Raw genomic sequence first — 19,833 nt, forward strand, 5'->3', positions numbered from 1 at the left:
ACGTTATCTCTTTCAAACACATTTATTTTATCAATGGACAATGAAAAAGTCAACGTGAAATCCGAACATTAATATCTCGAAATCAAATTTTGTTCGTTTTACATGTGAGGAAAAGCGCTTTAATTGCTCATTCTACGCTTAAACAAGAAGATTTCGATCAAAATTACTGTTTTTCTCATTTCCGTTTGTTCAGTGATTTTCAATCAATTGAATCATCGAACTTGCCATAAAGTCGGGTGAATATGGTCTGCCTTTTCTCAGCCACCACTCAGCTGTTCCAACATAAGCAGAAATGACAAATTGCTTCTGCATCTCGAGAGGAACGTGTTGTGGATCAGGTGGTGAACCTGTGACTTCTTCTAGCCCCAAAGTAAAGCTTTCTTCAAAAAAAGCACTGGCCATCTGATGAATATTAAGCTCTCTTCCCCTTTTCAAGAGAATCTGATACTCCTCTTCATGTTCCTGCAAATGCTGATAAAAGCGGTAAATATACACATATGCTGCATGATCGCTCTTCCACTCATTTTCATGTACAGGAGCAAAAATAGCGGTTTTCATGACATCAAACATCTCATCCATGACCTGCTGAGCTAAGTCAAACTTATCCTCATAATGCTGATAGAAGGTGGTGCGATGGATCCCTGCCTTGTTCGTCAAATCTTGTACAGAAACCTTCCCCCATTCCTTCTCCTTTAATAACTGAAATAATGCTTTTCTTAATTGTTGCTTTGATTCAGTTGCGCGCTTATCCCCTCTGTAGCAGTCCGCCACAAGCCGCTCTCCCCTTCCCATTTTCTTCAACAGATTTCGCTTTTCTGTTGGTTGAATCCTTTCTCCTGATGAATTACCTTTAAATCTAACACAGTGAAAAAAAGGAATCATCTGACAACCCATAAGGAGTGATGATCATGGAAACAACAACACCTAGTGCCGTTCAAAAAGCGTTATTAAGAGGGAAAAATAAGCAGGACCCGTATCACCCATTTGATTGGTACGCCAAAATGCGTCAAGAATCTCCTATTCATTTTGATGAACACAGCCAAACATGGAGTGTCTTCACCTATGAAGAAGCAAAGCGCGTCACCATCGATAAAGATACCTTTTCTAGTCAACCTCCTCAAGACCACCGGAAACATTCACTGATGAAAACAATGGTCATGATGGACCCGCCAAAACATACACGAATCCGCTCCATTGTAAGCAAAGCCTTTACACCCCGGGTGATGAAATTGTGGGAACCACGCATTCAAGAGTTAATGGATGATCTCATTGCACAAATAGAAGGTAAGGAAGAGATTGATCTTGTTCAAGACATCTCCTATCCGCTTCCTGTGATTGTCATTGCAGAGCTTTTAGGTGTGCCAACAGAACATAAACAATCCTTTAAAGAATGGTCCGATATTCTCGTCAGCATGCCTAAAAGTGAAGAAGAAAGAGATGTCGTTGAATGGCAGAAAACACGGGATCAAGGCGAAGCGGACATGATGGCGTTTTTTGCTGACATCATTGAAGAGAAGCGGCAGAACCTTAGTGATGATTTGATTTCGCTTTTAATTCAAGCGGAGGAAAATGGAGACAAGCTGTCCGCAGACGAATTAATTCCTTTCTGCAATCTGCTCCTGTTAGCAGGCAACGAAACGACCACCAACCTGATCTCCAATATGATCTTTAGTTTGTTAGAAAATCCGGGGTCGTATGAAGCGCTCGCTCAATCACCTGACCTCATTCCTCGTGCTGTGGAGGAGGCTGTCCGTTTTCGTGCCCCTGCGCCTACCATCGTCCGGTATGTCACAGAAGACACCGAACTTGGAGGGAAAGTCTTGAAAAAGGGAGACAGTGTGATTGTCTTTCTTGCGTCTGCGAACCGGGATGAGCATCAATTTCCAAACGCACATGAGTACGATATACACCGGCATCCTAATCCTCATATTGGCTTCGGCCACGGCATTCATTTCTGCCTAGGCGCACCACTTGCTCGCCTGGAAGCCTGCACTGCCATCAAAGCCATACAGTCACGATATGAATCACTAGAGCTTCTCTCTTACGTCCCAATGACAAGCAGCGGTATGTATGGACTAAAAGCACTGAAGCTCCGTGTCACGCCTCGTTGCTAACAATCTGAGACTCTCACAAGATGGGAGTCTCAGATTGTTGACAAAGGGCTAAAATGAACTTGATTTTAGCCCTTTGTCTTCTTTTTCAGCGTGATAGAAAACCTTTGCAGCCCTAGGAAGGACGAGTACTGGCGCGGAGCGAATTTATCATTCGTGAGCACCAGCACGCAGGACTGACACCGAATGCGAGGGTTTGTCTACACGCTGGGACTCCCACGAGATGGGAGTCTTTCTTAATCAGGTGTAATTCCTTCTGTATTCATGAGCACCACTCGATATCCATCTGGATCTTCAATCGTCACGCCTCCTCGATCCCAGTACGGGTTTGTAGAGGTGACTTGCCGTCCGCCAAATGCGATCAGTCTCTTTTTCATCTGCTGAAATTCTTCTTCATTCGGAATATAGAATACAAGCAGCTGCTCTGGGTGGGGAACAGGCAAGCTTTCGTCTTCTTCATGTTTGGTGATTTCCAGATGAACATGCTGGTGAGGAAGCCCAAGCATGACCCCATCATACCCTTCATGCTGATCAAATGAGCCAATTCGTTTCAGCCCTAAACCTTCTTCATAAAAAGAAACAACCTCTTTCATGTTGACGGTCGGACGTGCGATGCGTAATTGAGCGGCTTCGAATTGTTGAAACTTCATCAGTCATCACTCCTTTTCTCTCCCTTTAGTATACGCTCTCTTTTTCTCCCACTCCTCCTCATTTCGAATGTTTTTCAGTCATTCTTTCGATGTAGATGGATCAAAAAAAGCCCAGCTTCTTGAGCTGGGCTTTAAGCACCGGGCGGAACACCCGCATCGTCAAATCTTCTTTCTAAGTTGACGAATTTGTTATATTCTTTCACGAAAGCCAGTGATACCGTTCCAACTGGACCGTTACGCTGTTTCGCAATAATAATTTCAATAATGTTCTTATTCTCTGATTCTTTGTCATAGTAATCATCACGATAAAGGAACGCCACAATATCGGCATCCTGCTCAATACTTCCTGATTCACGAATATCAGACATCATCGGACGTTTGTCCTGACGCTGCTCTACCCCACGAGAAAGCTGTGATAAGGCAATGACCGGCACTTCAAGTTCTCTTGCTAGTGACTTTAAAGCCCTAGAAATTTCAGATACCTCTTGCTGACGGTTATCGCTTGATCGTCCACTCCCTTGGATGAGCTGTAAGTAGTCAATCAGGATCATGCCAAGCCCGTTTTCTTGCTTCAAACGGCGGCATTTCGAGCGAATTTCACTGACTCTAATGCCAGGTGTATCATCAATGAAAATCCCACTGTTTGATAGCGAACCCATCGCCATTGTCAGCTTACCCCAGTCCTCTTCTGTGAGATTACCGGTTCTTAGGTTTTGTGCATTGATATTTCCCTCGGCACAAAGCATACGCATGACCAGCTGCTCAGCGCCCATCTCTAAACTAAAGATGGCGACACTTTCATCTGTCTTGGTCGCAACGTTTTGTGCAATATTTAACGCGAAGGCTGTTTTCCCTACGGACGGACGAGCCGCTACAATAATCAAGTCATTTCGCTGGAAGCCAGCTGTCATCCGGTCAAGCTCTGAGAAACCCGTTGGAATCCCAGTGATATCACCTTTTCGATTATGAAGCTGTTCAATATTATCATATGTCTGAACAAGAACGTCTTTAATGTTTTGGAAAGCTCCTGAGTTTTTACGCTGAGCCACTTCCATAATGGTTTTTTCAGCATCACTCAATAGATCTTCTACTTCATCCTCACGCGTATATCCATCCTGTGCAATGGTTGTCGCTGTACGGATCAGACGTCTTAAAATGGATTTTTCTTCTACAATTTTTGCATAATATTCAATGTTTGCGGCAGTTGGGACAGAGTTCGCAATATCGGTTAAATACGAAATCCCGCCTACCTCTTCTAGTAAGTCTGTATTGGCAAGTTCTGATGTCACCGTGACAAGGTCAACCGGTTCCCCTCTATCACCAAGTACAAGCATCGCATTGTAAATCTTTTGATGCGACATTCTATAGAAATCCTCTGGAATTAATACTTCAGAAGCGAGCGTTAGCGCAGATGGTTCTAAAAAAACAGCACCTAATACGGCCTGCTCGGCTTCTATATTTTGCGGCGGCAGCCGGTCATCGAGAAGTTCCGTCATGCCAAGCACCGTCCTTTCATAAAAAAATACGCTACTCATCATTTTAACATTTTCATCAATAAAAAAGTGAAAAACATCAACTATAGTCAAAATTACCATGTCGATGTTTTGTTGAACAGCGAAACAACACACTTCAAATAGAAAAGACTCTGTAACATAAATTGTTATAGAGTCCTTTGTATCGCTAATGGAATTTGTAGCTGTTGTTCACACATATGATCGATACTCCAACATGGCATGAACACGCACATGATCAAACCTTGCAAATATCAGGTGCGTTTTTTAATCTATCGTTTTCTTAACTCCATAATTCACCTGTTGCCCAATGTCTTGTAAGGAGCCATTTTGATAACTAATAGATAACACCAAATCGGGAATAGAATCATACCCGTTCTTCGCTAGATCAAAGAGCTGTGCACCATAATGTGATGCAGCAATGCGGGCATTTTCTGCTGTGTATGGGTTTTTCAGAAGTTCTTCTTTGTAGATATCAAAAATGTTCGCTCCGGTATCCGTTACAAATTGACCGTTTACAATGCTTAAATCTTTTAAGTCGTAGCCTGTCACCGTTTTGATTTGATTGACAAGGTGGAACTTTGCAAGTGAATTCGGCGTGAATTGAGTCGAATCATCATTTCTACTTTTCATAATATGAAAAAATAGTTCTCTTGTATTGTTGCTTGTATTCAATATGTCTTCTATTTGTTTGGCTAGGGTTTCGTCTGTTGTTCCACTCACCACTAATTTAAAATGATTGGGGTCAATGGTAAAAGTTAAATTGGCGTTTTTAGGAATATTCAAACCATTGGTAGAAAACAAAGCTTGCAGTTGTTCGTTCACCTTCTGACGATTTAATAGTTTCTTTTCTACACTTTCTTGGGTAGGATCGTACCGTTTTTCATTACGGAAAATAGCATCATTGAAGTCATATTGTCCACCTTTATTATTCCTTGCCCAACTCATTTCCATCGTATAAGCAGCTTCTCTCTCCACTTTAGTTAGATCACTTCTGAAATAAGAAGAGTATGGATTTCGATACTTATCATATATATGGCTCTGAGGATCTTTGAATCGTTTATTTTGTTCATTTATTTTTTCGTATTTTTCATCTAATATTTTCATCCGCCTATCAGATTCGGTCATCACTTCGTTTGTACTTTTAATAGCTGATTGACCTTTAGAGTTTATTTGGTTCAAATTGTTCGAAGAACTGGCTGTATATGACGTATTAATATTCATTTTGATTCTCCTTTTTTAAGAAAATAGTGATTATTAAATATATCGGCAATTCAGTTAAAATTTGTTAGTTTAATGTCGATATAGTAATTATTACAAGGAGGGTTAATATATGACAAATACTATCTTTAAACGTTTATTATTACCAGCATTATTATTGGCGCTTGTTACTAGTTTTTTTGCACCTACTTCAGCGGAAGCAGCAATTACGGGGAATAACAGTCCTAACACTGCAAGTTCAATGGGATATTGGAAAAACAGTCGTTCAGACACGACAATCTTACCTGAAGGTGAAAATGAAGCGTATTATCAGTTTACGATCAATAAAGGGGAAAGAGTTTATGTCAGAAGTTCGTATAATAAGCAATATACAGGGATGAATATCGAGGTGTATAATTCGAAATATTCTAGGACAGGATCCGAAGTTATAAATCCTGATTCAGTAACGCCTTTTATTTTTGCAAATACTGGTGACGTGACTTCATCTTCAGAAACTTATTTTGTGAAAGTAACCCGTGGTACATATACCGGTAACATGTATTTTACTGTTTCCATTCAAGATCGTATTAAATCTGGAAATGGGACATTCAATTTTACAGGGACTGCTACGAACTTGGGGAATTCTTCTTTAAATTTTTTAGGAGTTGACTCTTCAGTCATTACAATGGATTTAACGAATAATTCCACAGTTCCTAAACGCGCTGTAGTTAAATCAATTACGACAACTAGCACTCAAACGCCCAACCAAGGGAATGTCACACACAAACTGATGGCTAGTGATAGTAATATTTGGTATCAATCACTTTTCTCCTCTGCAACAAGTGGTTCTTATCGTATATCTCTGGATGATCAATTAAGAGTCGCTCAAAAATGGAGCTTTAAGTACAACGCAAAAGCTACCGCGAGATCTACTATGAGCAATGTCAAAGCCGATATCCGTTACGAATATGATGTCACAGATGGATTTTAAGTGAATGATGTTAACAGATATGTACACCAATTGATCAAAGAGTAAGGGCACATCCCTTACTTTTTTTATTGCCTCATTTTTGATGATATATGTTATTTCGTCACTCTACAGTGCTTGTCATGATTGCTTCGCTTCATGATATTTCGCCACTGTAAACGTATTTTTCAGCTTGAGCTGATTTTCAAGTAGCCTCAGTTTTCCTAATGGGGGTTTCATTCTACCTACATTCCCTGCGATCTTGTCTTCAAATTGTCTATGAATTTAAGCATGATATTGAATAAGTTGTGAATTAAAAACACTAACTTTCCCCAAAACCCACCTCTTTTTTTCTAAAAACACAAGAAGGTCTATAGACTTATTTTTCTCAAAATTATTTCAAGAAGAAAAACCTATATTTAATCCTGATTCAAACAGAAGAAAATGGTAAATTTTTGATACTGTCAAGGTTTTTTGGCATTTCTACTCTGTTTTAATGACAAAATCCGGCATTCTCTATTTCCAATCATTTGGTAGTTAGTTAGTCCTTTATTTTCTGAATATTTAGATCGAATTATCGATTATACAACTTTATGAACATTTGACTTCCTAATTGATAAACATTATCATTTGATTTGCTTGCGTGATAATTGAGAATCATTTTCATTTAAATTTTTATTACTACACTCATCCACTATCCGCAAGCCTGCCTTTATCATCATATGAGGTCAATTTGAGAAAGGGGATTTTTCACATATGGCCAAACGCACTGAAGGAATGGGTACTGATGATTCACTTTTTGGAGAAAGCCGTCCTTTTTTTATACATGGGACGGAGCAACTAGATATCACAACACACCCATACAGACTTTTTATATTTAAACCGAATACCACTCCTCCCGAAACTGGTTTTCCAGTCATGTACGTGCTTGATGGGAATTCACTTTTTGGCACAATGGTCGAAGCCATCCGTTTACAGTCAAGAAGACCTGAAAAAACAGGTGTCGTACCTGCTATCATTGTTGGAATTGGCTATCAGACAGAAGCGCCCTATCATCCGCTTAGGCATTATGATCTCACTCTTACCGGCCCTGACGTTTCCATTGGAGGTAAAAGAAAGGACTTCTCCATCCATACATATGGCGGCGCCTCTGCTTTCTTTTCTTTTTTAGAAAAGACGGTTAAGCCATATATTGAGCAGCGCTTTCCGATTAATCAAAGTCGTCAAACACTATTTGGCCATTCTCTTGGCGGACTTTTTGTATTACACACACTATTTGAGCACCCTGACGCTTATCAGACATATATTGCGGGCAGTCCTTCTATCCACTGGAACAAAGAATTATTTCTAGAAAAAGAACACCAATTTACCAGCCGCATCCGTCAAGTGCCTATGGATGTAAGGCTACTTGTAGGTGTAGGTGAGTTAGAAAAACATCATCCATGTCAAATGAATGCTCATGCAAAGTCTCTAGCCAATCGTATGCTGCCTTTATCCTCGTATGGCTTGCATACGACCTATCACGAATTTCCTGAAGAAGGACATACGTCTGTTTTGCCGGTGCTGATGAATGACGCTTTTCGTTTTGCATTTTATCATCAAGACCCTTTAACAACTACAGACTTGAAAGAAAGGTAGTGAACACATGAAACAGAGTGGTCTGTCTCATAAAATTGCCCTTATTACAGGCGCAGGACAAGGTATCGGACAAGCAGTAGCCAAAAGACTAGCCGATGAAGGTGCGATCATTGCAGCAGTTGACACAAATGAAGATCAGCTGCAAAGCACCGTGCAGAAGTTGAATGATAAAGGCATACGTGCCTTTGCCTATCTAGGTGACATTACCGATCAAGCATCTGTTCAGCACATTGTCGATCAAATTGAAAAGCAGCTTGGCCCTATTTATTTACTGGTCAATGTAGCAGGCATTCTTCGGATCAGTTCGATTGATCAGATTAGTACAGATGACTGGCACCAAACCTTCGCAGTCAATACACATGGTCTCTTTTACGTATCCCAAGCTGTCTCCACATACATGATGAAAAGATCAGAGGGGGTCATTGTGACTGTCAGTTCTAACGCAGGTGCCATTCCTAGAATGAATATGGCTGCCTATGCCGCTTCAAAAGCAGCAGCTACTTCTTTTACAAAAACGCTTGGATTAGAGCTGGCTACCTATGGCATCAGATGCAACGTCGTCTCTCCCGGCTCTACCGCAACACCTATGCAATGGGCTTTATGGTCTGATGAGCAAGGAGCAGATCAGGTGATTAAAGGTTCATTAGAGACGTATAAAACCGGTATTCCTTTACAAAAAATCGCTGACCCTCAACAGATTGCTGATGCAGTCATCTTCTTTGCATCTGAGCAATCCAGTCATATTACGATGCAGAATCTCACAATTGATGGTGGTGCAACACTCGGAATTTAGCATTTTATCAAAAAGGAGGCCTTTTCATGAAACATTCATTATTGTCGACAGAAGAAAAAGTACAGCTGATCCAAGACTATCAGCCAGGAGCATTTTTCCTTGCTTCTCCTAAACGAGCGTTACTTGCAGAGGGGATATTCCAGCATATTAAAACCAATCAACTCGATGAACTATCCACAAAGGTAGCCCATGTTTTTGAGACTGCCAAACAAGCTGGTATTCAAGCACCGATTGTTGCTGGTGCTGTTCCGTTTGATCCGGCGCAACCCGTTCGTTTAAATGTGCCAGTCCATGTACAGTTTAGCGATCCACTCGAATTTCATCAAGGTGATGAGGATTCAGAAGTGACATCACCATCCTATGAGGTGACACCTGTCCCTTCTCCTGAAGTCTACATGAATGGTGTGAACGAAGGGTTAGCTAAAATTGAAAAAGGAGAGCTTAGCAAAATCGTCATTTCTCGATCTCTCCATCTCAAATCAAATCAAGATATTCCTACGAAAGCAATACTCGAACGGCTGGCTCGTCATAATACAACTGGTTATACGTTTGCTGCAAACGTAGCTGATCCGAAATCTTCCCAAAAGCGCACACTTCTTGGGGCAAGCCCTGAGCTGCTTCTTTCAAAAACTGGTTCATCTGTGATTTCCAATCCACTCGCTGGTTCTCGGCCACGCAGTTCAGACCCCGTAGAAGACCAGCGTCGTCACGATGAACTTCTTACTTCTGCAAAGGATTTACACGAGCATGCAGTGGTTGTCGATGCTGTCACTAAAGCGCTTGCTCCTTACTGTCATACGTTAGATGTACCTGCATCACCATCCGTCATACAGACAGAAACGATGTGGCATTTATCTACTGTGGTCAAAGGTGAATTAACAGATTCCAATGTGTCCTCCATTGATATAGCGCTTAGCCTCCATCCAACACCCGCAGTATGCGGAACACCTACAGCAGATGCACGTGAAGCCATTCAAGCGATTGAACCCTTCGATCGAGGATTTTTCACAGGAATGGTCGGTTGGGCAGATGTAAATGGTGATGGAGATTGGATTGTCACCATTCGCTGTGCAGAAGCTGAAGGTCACTCCCTTCGCCTCTTTGCTGGTGCAGGAGTGGTCAAAGGATCAAAGTCAGAAGAAGAGCTAGCCGAAACATCTGCAAAATTCAATACGATGCTTCATGCGATGGGCATCCATCAGCTATAAAAATACATAGGAGATGACAAAAGACATGTTTGTTCAACCACCTACATGGCCAGAAGAATTTGCAAAACGCTACCGTGAAAACGGCTGTTGGCGTGGAGAAACCTTTAGCGGGATGCTTCGTGAACGCGCCGTATCGTTAGGGAATAAAACAGCGATTACATACGCCGATACACACATGAGCTATCAAGAACTTGATGAGCGCGTCAGCAGTCTTGCCGCCGGTTTTCATCAGCTTGGAATCCAAAAGGGAAGTCGAGTTGTCGTGCAGCTTCCTAACATTCCTGCTTTTTTTGAAGTCGTTTTCGCTTTATTTCGAATCGGTGCTTTACCCGTCTTCTCACTGCCATCTCATAGAAGCAGTGAAATCACTTATTTTATTGAGTTTGCCGAAGCAGACGCATATGTCATACCAGATGTCGATGGCGGCTTTGATTATCGATCACTCGCACGTCAAGTGAAAGAAAAGCTTCCCTCATTACCTCATGTCATTGTTGCAGGAGAAGCTGAGGAATTCCTAGACTTGGATGATTTGCGAAAGGACCCAGCGCTCGATCCACAAATACATGTAGAGGCAAGCGACATTGCGTTTCTTCAGTTATCTGGAGGCAGCACAGGCCTTTCTAAGCTCATACCTCGTACACATGATGACTATATTTATAGCCTTTGGAAAAGCAATGAGGTGTGCGAGCTCACACAACATAGTGTGTATCTAGCCACACTTCCAGTTGCACACAACTATCCATTAAGCTCGCCTGGCGTTCTTGGGACATTATACGCTGGTGGAAGAGTCGTTCTTGCACCTGGATCAAGCCCTGATGTCGTCTTTCCACTCATTGAAAAAGAACGGGCGACCATTACCGCTGTCGTTCCACCAATTGCATTGATTTGGCTCGAAGCCGCTCCTCATCGATCAGATGACTTATCGAGTCTTGAGGTCTTACAAGTCGGTGGTGCTAAATTAAGTGCTGAGGCAGCAAAACGAGTGATGCCTGCCCTTGGGTGTAAGTTACAGCAAGTTTTTGGCATGGCAGAAGGTCTGGTCAACTATACCAGATTGGATGACCCTGAACATGTCATTATCCATACACAAGGACGCCCGATGTCTGAATATGATGAGGTACTAGTGGTAGACGATGAGGACAAGCCCGTCCCAAATGAAGTGGCTGGACACCTTTTAACAAGAGGACCTTATACGATTCGCGGCTACTATAAAGCCGATGAACAAAACAAAAAAGCATTTACACCAGATGGCTTCTACAGAACAGGTGACATCGTGCGATTAACCAAAGAAGGAAATGTTGTTGTAGAAGGCAGAGACAAGGATCAAATCAATCGTGGTGGCGAAAAGGTTGCTGCTGAAGAAGTTGAAAACCATTTACTTGCGCATCCTGACATTCATGATGCCGCCATGGTGTCCATGCCAGATCCATTTCTTGGCGAACGCTCATGTGCCTTTGTTATTGCGAAAGGAAACAACAAACCAGCACCGCATGTCTTAAAGTTATTTCTAAGAGAACGCGGGCTCGCTGCCTATAAAATTCCTGACCGCATTGAATGGATTGATGCGTTCCCACAAACAGGTGTAGGCAAAATCAGTAAAAAAGCATTAAGAGAATTAGCTGCAATCCATACTGCCAACGTATAAAAAAGAGGAGTGAAAACCATGGCAATCCCTACTATTCCTGCGTATCCAATGCCAAGCATACAAGATTTACCTGAAAATAAAGTGAATTGGATCCCTGATCCGAAACGTGCTGTCCTGCTGATACATGACATGCAGCAATATTTTTTAAATGCTTTTCAACAAGATACTTCACCGATTACAGAGTTAGTGCAGCATATTGAACAATTACGTGATACATGCAAAGAACTCGGCATTCCAGTCGTCTATACAGCTCAACCTGGTGATCAAGACCCGAAGGATCGTGCCTTATTAACAGATTTTTGGGGACCTGGTCTTGGTGATGATGAAGCATTGACAAAAATCATTGATCAGCTTGCTCCATCTGAATCAGATACAATGCTGACAAAATGGCGTTATAGCGCATTCAAAAAATCCAACTTTTTAGATCTTCTTCACGAAGGCGGACGTGATCAACTGATCATTACTGGCGTATATGCACATATTGGATGTATGCTGACAGCCGCAGAAGCATTCATGCTCGATATTGAAACCTTTTTTGTCGCCGATGCCGTCGCTGACTTTTCACTTAAGCATCACAAAATGGCAATGACCTATGCAGCTGAACGCTGTGCGGTCACCACTACGACCAATCAAATCATTCGTCGTTTAACAGGACAAGACGCAGATGGTGATGATTTATCCTTTGATGCTATCGTTCACCAAGTAGCTGAATATCTCCAAATCGAGCCGAATGAAATACCGCTTGACGAGAATCTTGTCTACCTTGGACTTGATTCTATCAGAATGATGAGTCTAGCGGAAAAGTGGAGACAGCAAGGAGCAACAGTCAATTTCGTTGAGCTTGCAGCAAATCCAACGCTCATGTGTTGGCGGACTCTTCTTTTCCCAGAAAAACAGCCATCTATCCCAAATATCGATTACTTGTAAAGGAGGTTTAGGCCCTTGTCGATCCAGTCCGTCGATTCATTCCCACTAACCGGTGCCCAATCAGGCATTTGGTATGCGCAGCAGCTTGATCCATCTAACCCTATTTTCAATACAGCTGAGTATATAGAGATTAAAGGTTCTATTGATCCCATACACTTTGAAGCAGCCATTCGAAAGACTGTCTTAGAAGCAGATTCCTTGTATATGCAATTCGTTGAGGATACTGACGGTCCAAAGCAATGGAAAACATCTAAGAAAGAGATCCCATTTCAATATGTCAATTTACAAAATGAAAAACAGCCGTTTGATGCGGCTAAAGCATGGATGAAAGCCGACCTTTCCACACCAGTCTCTTTAGAGAAAGATGTATTATTCCGTGAAGTGCTTTTTCAACTTGCTGACGACCGATTTATTTGGTATCAGCGCATTCATCATATTGCCATTGATGGATTCGCCTTTTCGCTCATTGCACGTCGTGTTGCTGAGATCTATTCAGCCCTATCGCAAGGGACACCTGTGCCTCCTCAAACATTTGGAGCTTTACATGATGTAGTCCAAGAAGAGATCGCTTATCAACAGTCCAATCGATTTGAAGATGATCGAGCATTTTGGAAAAATCGTTTTGCTGATCAACCGGAAATTGTCAGCCTTGCTGAGCTTGCCCCAAGAACGTCGGATCATTTTATCCGAAAAACGGCTAGATACGATGCCGAAAAGGTAAGCAAAATGAAAAAAAACGCCCAAGCCTTCGGTGGTACGTGGCATGAAATGATTCTTGCCGCATCCGCACTCTATATGCATCGTATGACGGGTGCACATGATATTATTTTAGGATTACCTGTGATGATGCGCCTTGGATCGTGCGCCTTGCAAACACCTGGAATGGTCATGAACCTGGTACCGCTTCGTTTAACATGCAAACCAGAAATGACGCTCTCAGCACTTGTTCGTCAAGTATCTGATGAACTGAAAGCCATTCGTCCTCATCAACGATATCGTCATGAAGACATGCGGAGAGACTTTAAGCTCATCGGAAGAAATCAACGATTATTCGGTCCACAGATCAATATCATGCCATTTGATTATGATCTCAAGTTCGATCAGAGCATTGGTCGAGCACACAATCTCTCAGCAGGACCAGTAGATGATTTATCGATCAACATATACGACCGTGCGGATGGAAACGGATTTCAAATCGACTTTGATGCAAACCCTGCCGTTTACAAAGAGACAGCCGTTGACGCTCATCAACATCGTTTTCTTCAATTGCTGGAGGAAATAACCGGACTAGAGCAAGATCAGACAATCAGTCAATTCAACCTTCTTTTGTCTGAAGAAAAAGAGAACATTCTCAAGCACTGGAATGATACAAAACGAGAATTACCAAAAGAATCATTACGGGAACTATTTGAAAAACAAGTGAGCAAAACGCCGCAAGCAAAAGCATTACAGTTTGAAGGAATCATTTTGACCTATGAAGAGTTGAATCAGCGGGCAAATCAATTAGCTCATTATTTGAAAAATCGTGGCATTGGACCAGAACAATTCGTCGCAATCGCTCTGCCTCGATCCATCGATATGGTCGTAAGTCTATTAGCCGTCGTCAAAACGGGCGCCGCATATCTGCCACTAGACCCTGATTATCCTAACGATCGTGTCGCCTATATGCTAGAAGATGCCAAACCGGCGTGCTTGCTCACAATCAATGAGACAGCAGATGGTTTGGACTATCCGCACATCGTTCAACTGGATGATGCAACTTTTTATCAGGAGATAGCAGGCAGTCCGCATCTCAATCCTACATGGAACGAGGGCTCTCCACATCACCCCGCCTATATCCTCTACACGTCAGGATCGACAGGCAAACCAAAGGGTGTTGTTGTAACAAAGCGAAATGTAATCAACTTTATATTGTCCATGCAAGACTCATTTTTATTAGATCAAGGAGACCAGCTTTTAGCGGTAACGACCATAGCCTTTGATATTTCCGGGCTAGAAATGTTCCTCCCACTCTTACATGGGGCAGCTATTTTATTGGCAAAAAAAGAAACGATACAAGAGCCAGCCAAGCTTTCAGACATGATTCGTTCTCATCAAGTCACAATCATGCAGGCAACACCAACGTTGTGGCATGCATTGGCAGATGAATACCCTGACGCGATCACAGGTATGCGTGTTCTTGTTGGAGGAGAAGCACTTCCTGCCTCCCTTTTGCACACACTGCAATCTCTTCAATGCGACATTACCAATTTGTACGGACCTACAGAAACGACGATCTGGTCTACGATGGAAAATGTCACAGCACACCGGGAGAATAGCGGGCCGGCAATTGGTAAACCCATTTGGAATACGAGCATTTACATTTTAGATGAAGGACTAAACCCAATTCCAGCAGGATCAATCGGTGAACTTTATATTGCAGGTGAAGGAGTATCAAGAGGATATCTTGGACGATACGACTTAACGGCAGAACGATTTGTCGCTGATCCGTTCGGCACAAAAGGCACGAGAATGTATCGCACTGGTGATTTAGCCAGATGGCGTGAAGATGGTTCGATTGATTATATTAGCCGCGCCGATCATCAAATTAAAATTCGCGGCTTCCGTATTGAACTAGGTGAAATTGAAACCGTGATTATGCAGCATCAAGCTATAAAGCATACATCTGTGATCGTTCGTGAAGATCAACCTGGGCAACAGTTGCTTTGTGCGTATGTTGTGCTGACAGACGACTCAGCTCTTCACCCTTCAGAGCTCAGGCAATTTGTGGCTGCATTACTTCCAGACTACATGGTGCCTTCTGCTGTTGTCTTTTTGCCGGAACTGCCACTTACACCAAACGGCAAAATCGATCGCAAAGCATTGCCGGTGCCAAATATGTCTTTAGTTAGTTCCGAGCGTACACCTAGAACACCCCAAGAAGACATGTTATGTAGTTTATTTGCAGAAACCCTTGGCGTACCTCAAATTGGCATAGATGATAGTTTCTTTGACTTAGGTGGACATTCTTTACTTGCCGCTCGTCTGCTTAGACGTATACGCGATACATTTGGTGCAGACCTAAACATGAGTACCATTTTTGAATCACCTCGGGTTGCTGAACTTGCGCAGCAGTTGGACAAAGCGAAGGACATTCGGCCGCCGCTTCAGGTAGAAAACAAGCCAGATGAGATACCGTTATCCTTTGCCCAAAAACGGCTCTGGTTCCTTCATTGCCTTGAAGGGCCAAGTCCAACTTACAATATTCCACTTGTCATTCAGCTGACAGGTACACTAGATCAACAAGCTCTAACTGGTGCTTTGGCAGATATCACTGAAAAACATGAAACCCTTAGAACCATTTTTCCAAATAAGAATGGCATGCCAAGACAGGTTATTTTACACCCAAAAAGTGTTCAGCCTGAACTCCATGTCACAGCTTCGAGTGATCAACAAATTGAGAATCAATTAAATGCAGCCATTCGCTATAGCTTTCAGATTGAAGAAGAACCTGCACTGCGAGCTGAATTATTCATGCTTGATGCCAATCGGTCTGTGCTGCTTCTGTTGCTGCATCACATCGCTGGTGACGGCTGGTCACTTGCACCATTGACACGAGACTTAGCGGCTGCTTATGAAGCCCGTATACAAGGAAAATCCATCTCCTTGCCCGCGGAACCTGTTCAATATGCTGACTATGCTATTTGGCAGCAGAAACTGTTGGGCAGTGAAAAAGAGACGAATAGTCTATTTGCCAAGCAGCTCAGCTATTGGAAAGATGCCTTACATGACCTGCCTGAAGAACTGGAGCTTCCTTACGACTTCCCGCGTCCACAGGAAGGAAGCTTCAACGGTGCGACGATAGATTTTACGATCGAACCGGCTTTACATCAAAACCTTCTTGAGCTTGCGAAACAGCATCAAGTGAGTTTGTTCATGGTGCTTCAAGCATCACTTGCAGCATTACTGACACGCCTTGGGGCGGGGACAGATATCCCAATCGGCAGTCCAATTGCTGGACGGAATGACGATGCACTTGACGATATTGTCGGATTGTTTGTAAACACACTAGTATTACGTACAAATACAGCTGGTAATCCAACCTTCAGTGAGCTATTGAAGCGAGTGCGAAACGTTGACTTAGCAGCCTATGAGCATCAGGATCTGCCATTTGAACGGCTAGTGGAAATCCTAAATCCAACCCGCTCCAGATCACGCAATCCATTATTCCAAGTCATGCTTGCCTTCCAAAATACACCGAAGGCGGAAATGAAGCTGACACAACTTGATTCGGATCTCTACGTGAAACCAGTGGGATCAGCTAAATTTGATCTGACCATCGAATTGACAGAACAAAGAACTGAAACTGGATCAGCAGCAGGATTAACAGGATTGTTTGAATTCAGCACAGATGTATTTAAACAAAGTACCGTTCGAGCAATCGCTGACAGAATGAAGCGCTTTTTAACAGAGATAGCTGAGTTCCCACATCTGCCGATTGGTCAAGTGAACATTTTATCAGATCAAGAACGACAAACATTTCTCCCTGACAAACAGACATTCGCTCAGTCAGACCAAGCACCTAATCTCCCAGCCTTATTGGAAAAAACGGTGCAGCAATTCCCTGATCGAGTGGCTGTAACGGATGGCAAGAAGCAGCTTACTTATCAAGAGTTAAACAACAAAGCCAATCGTCTGGCTCATTTATTAATACAAAGAGGCGTTGGACCAGAACAGTTCGTTGCACTTGCCCTGCCTAGATCAATTGATATGCTCGTCAGTTTATTAGCCGTTCATAAAGCAGGCGCAGCCTATGTTCCGCTTGATCCTGATTATCCAGCAGACAGGCTGGCATACATGATACAAGATGCAAAACCAGTTTGCAGCATCACAACAAAAGCAGCTGCATTGCATCTCCCTGCTGATTGCGATTTGATTTTGTTAGACGAAAAAGAAACAATTGATCAATTGCTGACTACGCCAAATCACAACCCGGCTGATATAGACAGAATTGAGTCGCTATCTTCTCTGCATCCGGCCTATATTATTTATACGTCCGGCTCTACAGGGAAACCAAAAGGAGTGGTCATTCCACACCAAAATGTCATCCGTCTTCTGACATCTACTGAACATTGGTTCCATTTCGATGAAGAGGATGTTTGGACAATGTTCCATTCATATGCCTTTGACTTTTCAGTTTGGGAAATATGGGGACCCCTTTTAAATGGAGGGCGACTTGTCATTGTTCCTCATACCATCTCTCGTTCTCCAGATGAGATGATGCAGCTTCTAGTCGATGAAGGTGTGACTGTGCTTAATCAAACACCATCCGCCTTCTATCAGCTCATGCAGGTAGACAAGGAACAACAAACACTTGGTCAAGCATTATCACTCCGCTATGTCATCTTTGGCGGTGAAGCATTAGAGCTTAGCAGATTAGAAGATTGGTACAGCCGTCACTCAGACGGCAAGCCAAAGCTAATTAACATGTATGGCATTACAGAAACCACCGTTCACGTTACGTACAATGTACTCAATCGAGACATGATTGCAAAGAAATCCAGCAGTTTAATAGGCGAACCAATTCCTGATTTACACGTGTACGTACTAGATGAATACCTACAACCTGTTCCACCTGGGACAACAGGTGAAATGTATGTAGCTGGAGCTGGTTTGGCAAGAGGTTATCTAGGCAGGCCTGACCTGACCTCAGATCGATTCCCTGCCGATCCTTATGGAGCACCTGGCACAAGGATGTATCGTACAGGCGACCTCGCTCGCTGGACAGAAGAAGGGGCACTTGATTACATTGGTAGAGCTGATCATCAAATTAAAATACGCGGGTTTAGAATTGAACTTGGAGAAATTGAAGCCGTTCTATCACGCCACGACGCAGTTGCACAAGTTGCCGTCATTTTGCGAGAGGATCAGCCTGGCGACAAACGCTTAGTCGCATACATCGTCACAACTGAAGAAGACCGTTTCGATACAGAGACTCTTCGCCATTTTGCTGCAGCCAGTCTTCCTGATTACATGGTGCCTGCGGCTTATGTACAGATTGATACGATGCCGCTTACAGCAAACGGGAAGCTTGATCAAAAATCACTGCCGGCACCTCAATTGCATATACAGCAAACGGATGGCCGCGGACCAAGAAACCCGAAAGAGGAAGTTCTATGCCACCTCTTTGAAGAGGTGCTTGATTTGCCAAAAATCAGCATTGACGATCGCTTTTTTGACATTGGGGGGCATTCCTTACTTGCGGTTCGTTTAATCAGCAGCATTCGTGATGCACTTGGTGTGAAACTGAGCATCGGAACGTTGTTTGAAGCACCGAACGTTGCAAGCTTGGCAGAGAAACTAGAAACAGGAAGCGATGAAAACGCACTAGAAATCTTACTGCCGCTACGAACAAATGGAGAAAGACATCCTCTCTTCTGTGTTCACCCAGCAGGTGGTCTTAGCTGGTGCTATGCAGGTCTCTTGAATACATTAGAAAAAGACATCCCTATTTATGGATTACAGGCACGAGGAATCGCAAGAAAAGATGACTATCCGCATACACTCGATGATATGGCTGCCGATTATATTAAGCACATCCAAACGATTCAGCCAAAAGGCCCTTATCATCTACTTGGCTGGTCACTTGGCGGAAACGTTGTACAAGCAATGGCTACTCAACTCCAGCAGCAAGGTGAAGAAATCGCTCTCGTTGCGATGCTGGATGCCTATCCGAACCATTTCTTACCGATTAAAGAAGCACCTGATGAAGAAGAGGCACTAATCGCTCTTCTTGCACTCGGCGGTTATGATCCAGATACCTTAACAGGTGAACCGCTCACGATGAAAAGTGCTGTCGATATCTTGAAGAAAGACGGCAGTGCACTAGCAAGCTTAAGTGAGGATGCCATTAGAAATCTAAAAGAAACCTATGTCAACTCAGTGCGATTGCTCGGGGAATATCAGCCAAAAACCTATCAAGGGGACATATTATTCTTTAGATCTACCATTATCCCAGACTGGTTTACATCGATTGATCCCGAAGCATGGGCACCTTATATCAATGGAACCATTGAACAGCACGACATTCATTGCCGGCACAAAGACATGTGCCAGCCTAAACCCCTAGCAGAAATTGGTGTCATCTTAGACAACGCTCTGCACCGGGTCAAACAAAAGCACTAAGAATAAAGGAGAGATGACA

At 42.9% G+C, this 19,833-nt stretch carries 12 protein-coding genes; 8 read left to right on the forward strand and 4 right to left on the reverse strand.

Going from position 1 to position 19,833, the window contains the following annotated elements; translation table 11 throughout:
- Window positions 1-189 precede the first annotated feature (189 nt).
- Entirely contained in the window at window positions 190-771 is a 582-nt protein-coding gene (locus EBQ12_RS16645; RefSeq protein ID WP_241215654.1) for a TetR/AcrR family transcriptional regulator, read from the reverse strand.
- Window positions 772-908: 137 nt separating this feature from the next.
- Here EBQ12_RS16645 and EBQ12_RS16650 point away from each other — a divergent pair, with 137 nt between their 5' ends.
- Complete coding sequence (locus EBQ12_RS16650) at window positions 909-2,114, forward strand: cytochrome P450 (protein WP_125590778.1); 1,206 nt, start codon at window positions 909-911, stop codon at window positions 2,112-2,114.
- 233 nt (window positions 2,115-2,347) lie between these two features.
- Here the strand turns inward: EBQ12_RS16650 and EBQ12_RS16655 are convergent, their stop codons facing one another.
- The 3 genes from EBQ12_RS16655 to EBQ12_RS16665 form a co-directional block, all read right to left on the reverse strand.
- Window positions 2,348-2,761, reverse strand: a complete 414-nt coding sequence (locus EBQ12_RS16655) for a VOC family protein (protein ID WP_125590780.1) — start codon at window positions 2,759-2,761, stop codon at window positions 2,348-2,350.
- A 131-nt stretch (window positions 2,762-2,892) separates the two neighbouring features.
- Window positions 2,893-4,257, reverse strand: a complete 1,365-nt coding sequence (dnaB, locus tag EBQ12_RS16660; RefSeq protein WP_003214779.1) for a replicative DNA helicase — start codon at window positions 4,255-4,257, stop codon at window positions 2,893-2,895.
- A 282-nt stretch (window positions 4,258-4,539) separates the two neighbouring features.
- A complete protein-coding gene (locus EBQ12_RS16665; RefSeq protein WP_125590782.1) occupies window positions 4,540-5,496 on the reverse strand; it encodes a DUF4885 family protein in 957 nt (318 codons plus the stop codon).
- 109 nt (window positions 5,497-5,605) lie between these two features.
- Between EBQ12_RS16665 and EBQ12_RS16670 the strand changes: the two genes are divergently transcribed.
- From EBQ12_RS16670 to EBQ12_RS16700, 7 genes are all read left to right on the forward strand, one after another.
- Window positions 5,606-6,463 carry a hypothetical protein gene (locus tag EBQ12_RS16670; protein ID WP_041092106.1) on the forward strand — a complete coding sequence of 286 codons (858 nt, stop codon included), beginning with the start codon at window positions 5,606-5,608 and terminating at the stop codon, window positions 6,461-6,463.
- Between the two features lie 732 nt (window positions 6,464-7,195).
- Window positions 7,196-8,077 (forward strand): alpha/beta hydrolase, encoded by an 882-nt coding sequence (locus EBQ12_RS16675; protein ID WP_125590784.1) that lies wholly within the window; start codon window positions 7,196-7,198, stop codon window positions 8,075-8,077.
- Between the two features lie 7 nt (window positions 8,078-8,084).
- Window positions 8,085-8,870, forward strand: coding sequence for a 2,3-dihydro-2,3-dihydroxybenzoate dehydrogenase (locus EBQ12_RS16680; protein ID WP_079919794.1), 786 nt, complete (start codon window positions 8,085-8,087; stop codon window positions 8,868-8,870).
- A 26-nt stretch (window positions 8,871-8,896) separates the two neighbouring features.
- Window positions 8,897-10,078, forward strand: a complete 1,182-nt coding sequence (gene dhbC / locus EBQ12_RS16685) for an isochorismate synthase DhbC (RefSeq protein ID WP_125590786.1) — start codon at window positions 8,897-8,899, stop codon at window positions 10,076-10,078.
- Between the two features lie 25 nt (window positions 10,079-10,103).
- Window positions 10,104-11,723, forward strand: a complete 1,620-nt coding sequence (locus tag EBQ12_RS16690; RefSeq protein WP_079919790.1) for a (2,3-dihydroxybenzoyl)adenylate synthase — start codon at window positions 10,104-10,106, stop codon at window positions 11,721-11,723.
- A gap of 18 nt (window positions 11,724-11,741) precedes the next feature.
- Window positions 11,742-12,650 (forward strand): isochorismatase family protein, encoded by a 909-nt coding sequence (locus EBQ12_RS16695; RefSeq protein WP_125590788.1) that lies wholly within the window; start codon window positions 11,742-11,744, stop codon window positions 12,648-12,650.
- A gap of 15 nt (window positions 12,651-12,665) precedes the next feature.
- The gene (locus tag EBQ12_RS16700) at window positions 12,666-19,814 is read left to right on the forward strand and encodes an amino acid adenylation domain-containing protein (protein ID WP_125590790.1); all 7,149 of its coding nucleotides are present in this window, start codon (window positions 12,666-12,668) and stop codon (window positions 19,812-19,814) included.
- Window positions 19,815-19,833 lie beyond the last annotated feature (19 nt).

Origin of the sequence: Bacillus sp. 2B09 (genome assembly GCF_003946835.1) — a bacterium.
GTDB lineage: Bacteria > Bacillota > Bacilli > Bacillales > Bacillaceae > Bacillus > Bacillus altitudinis.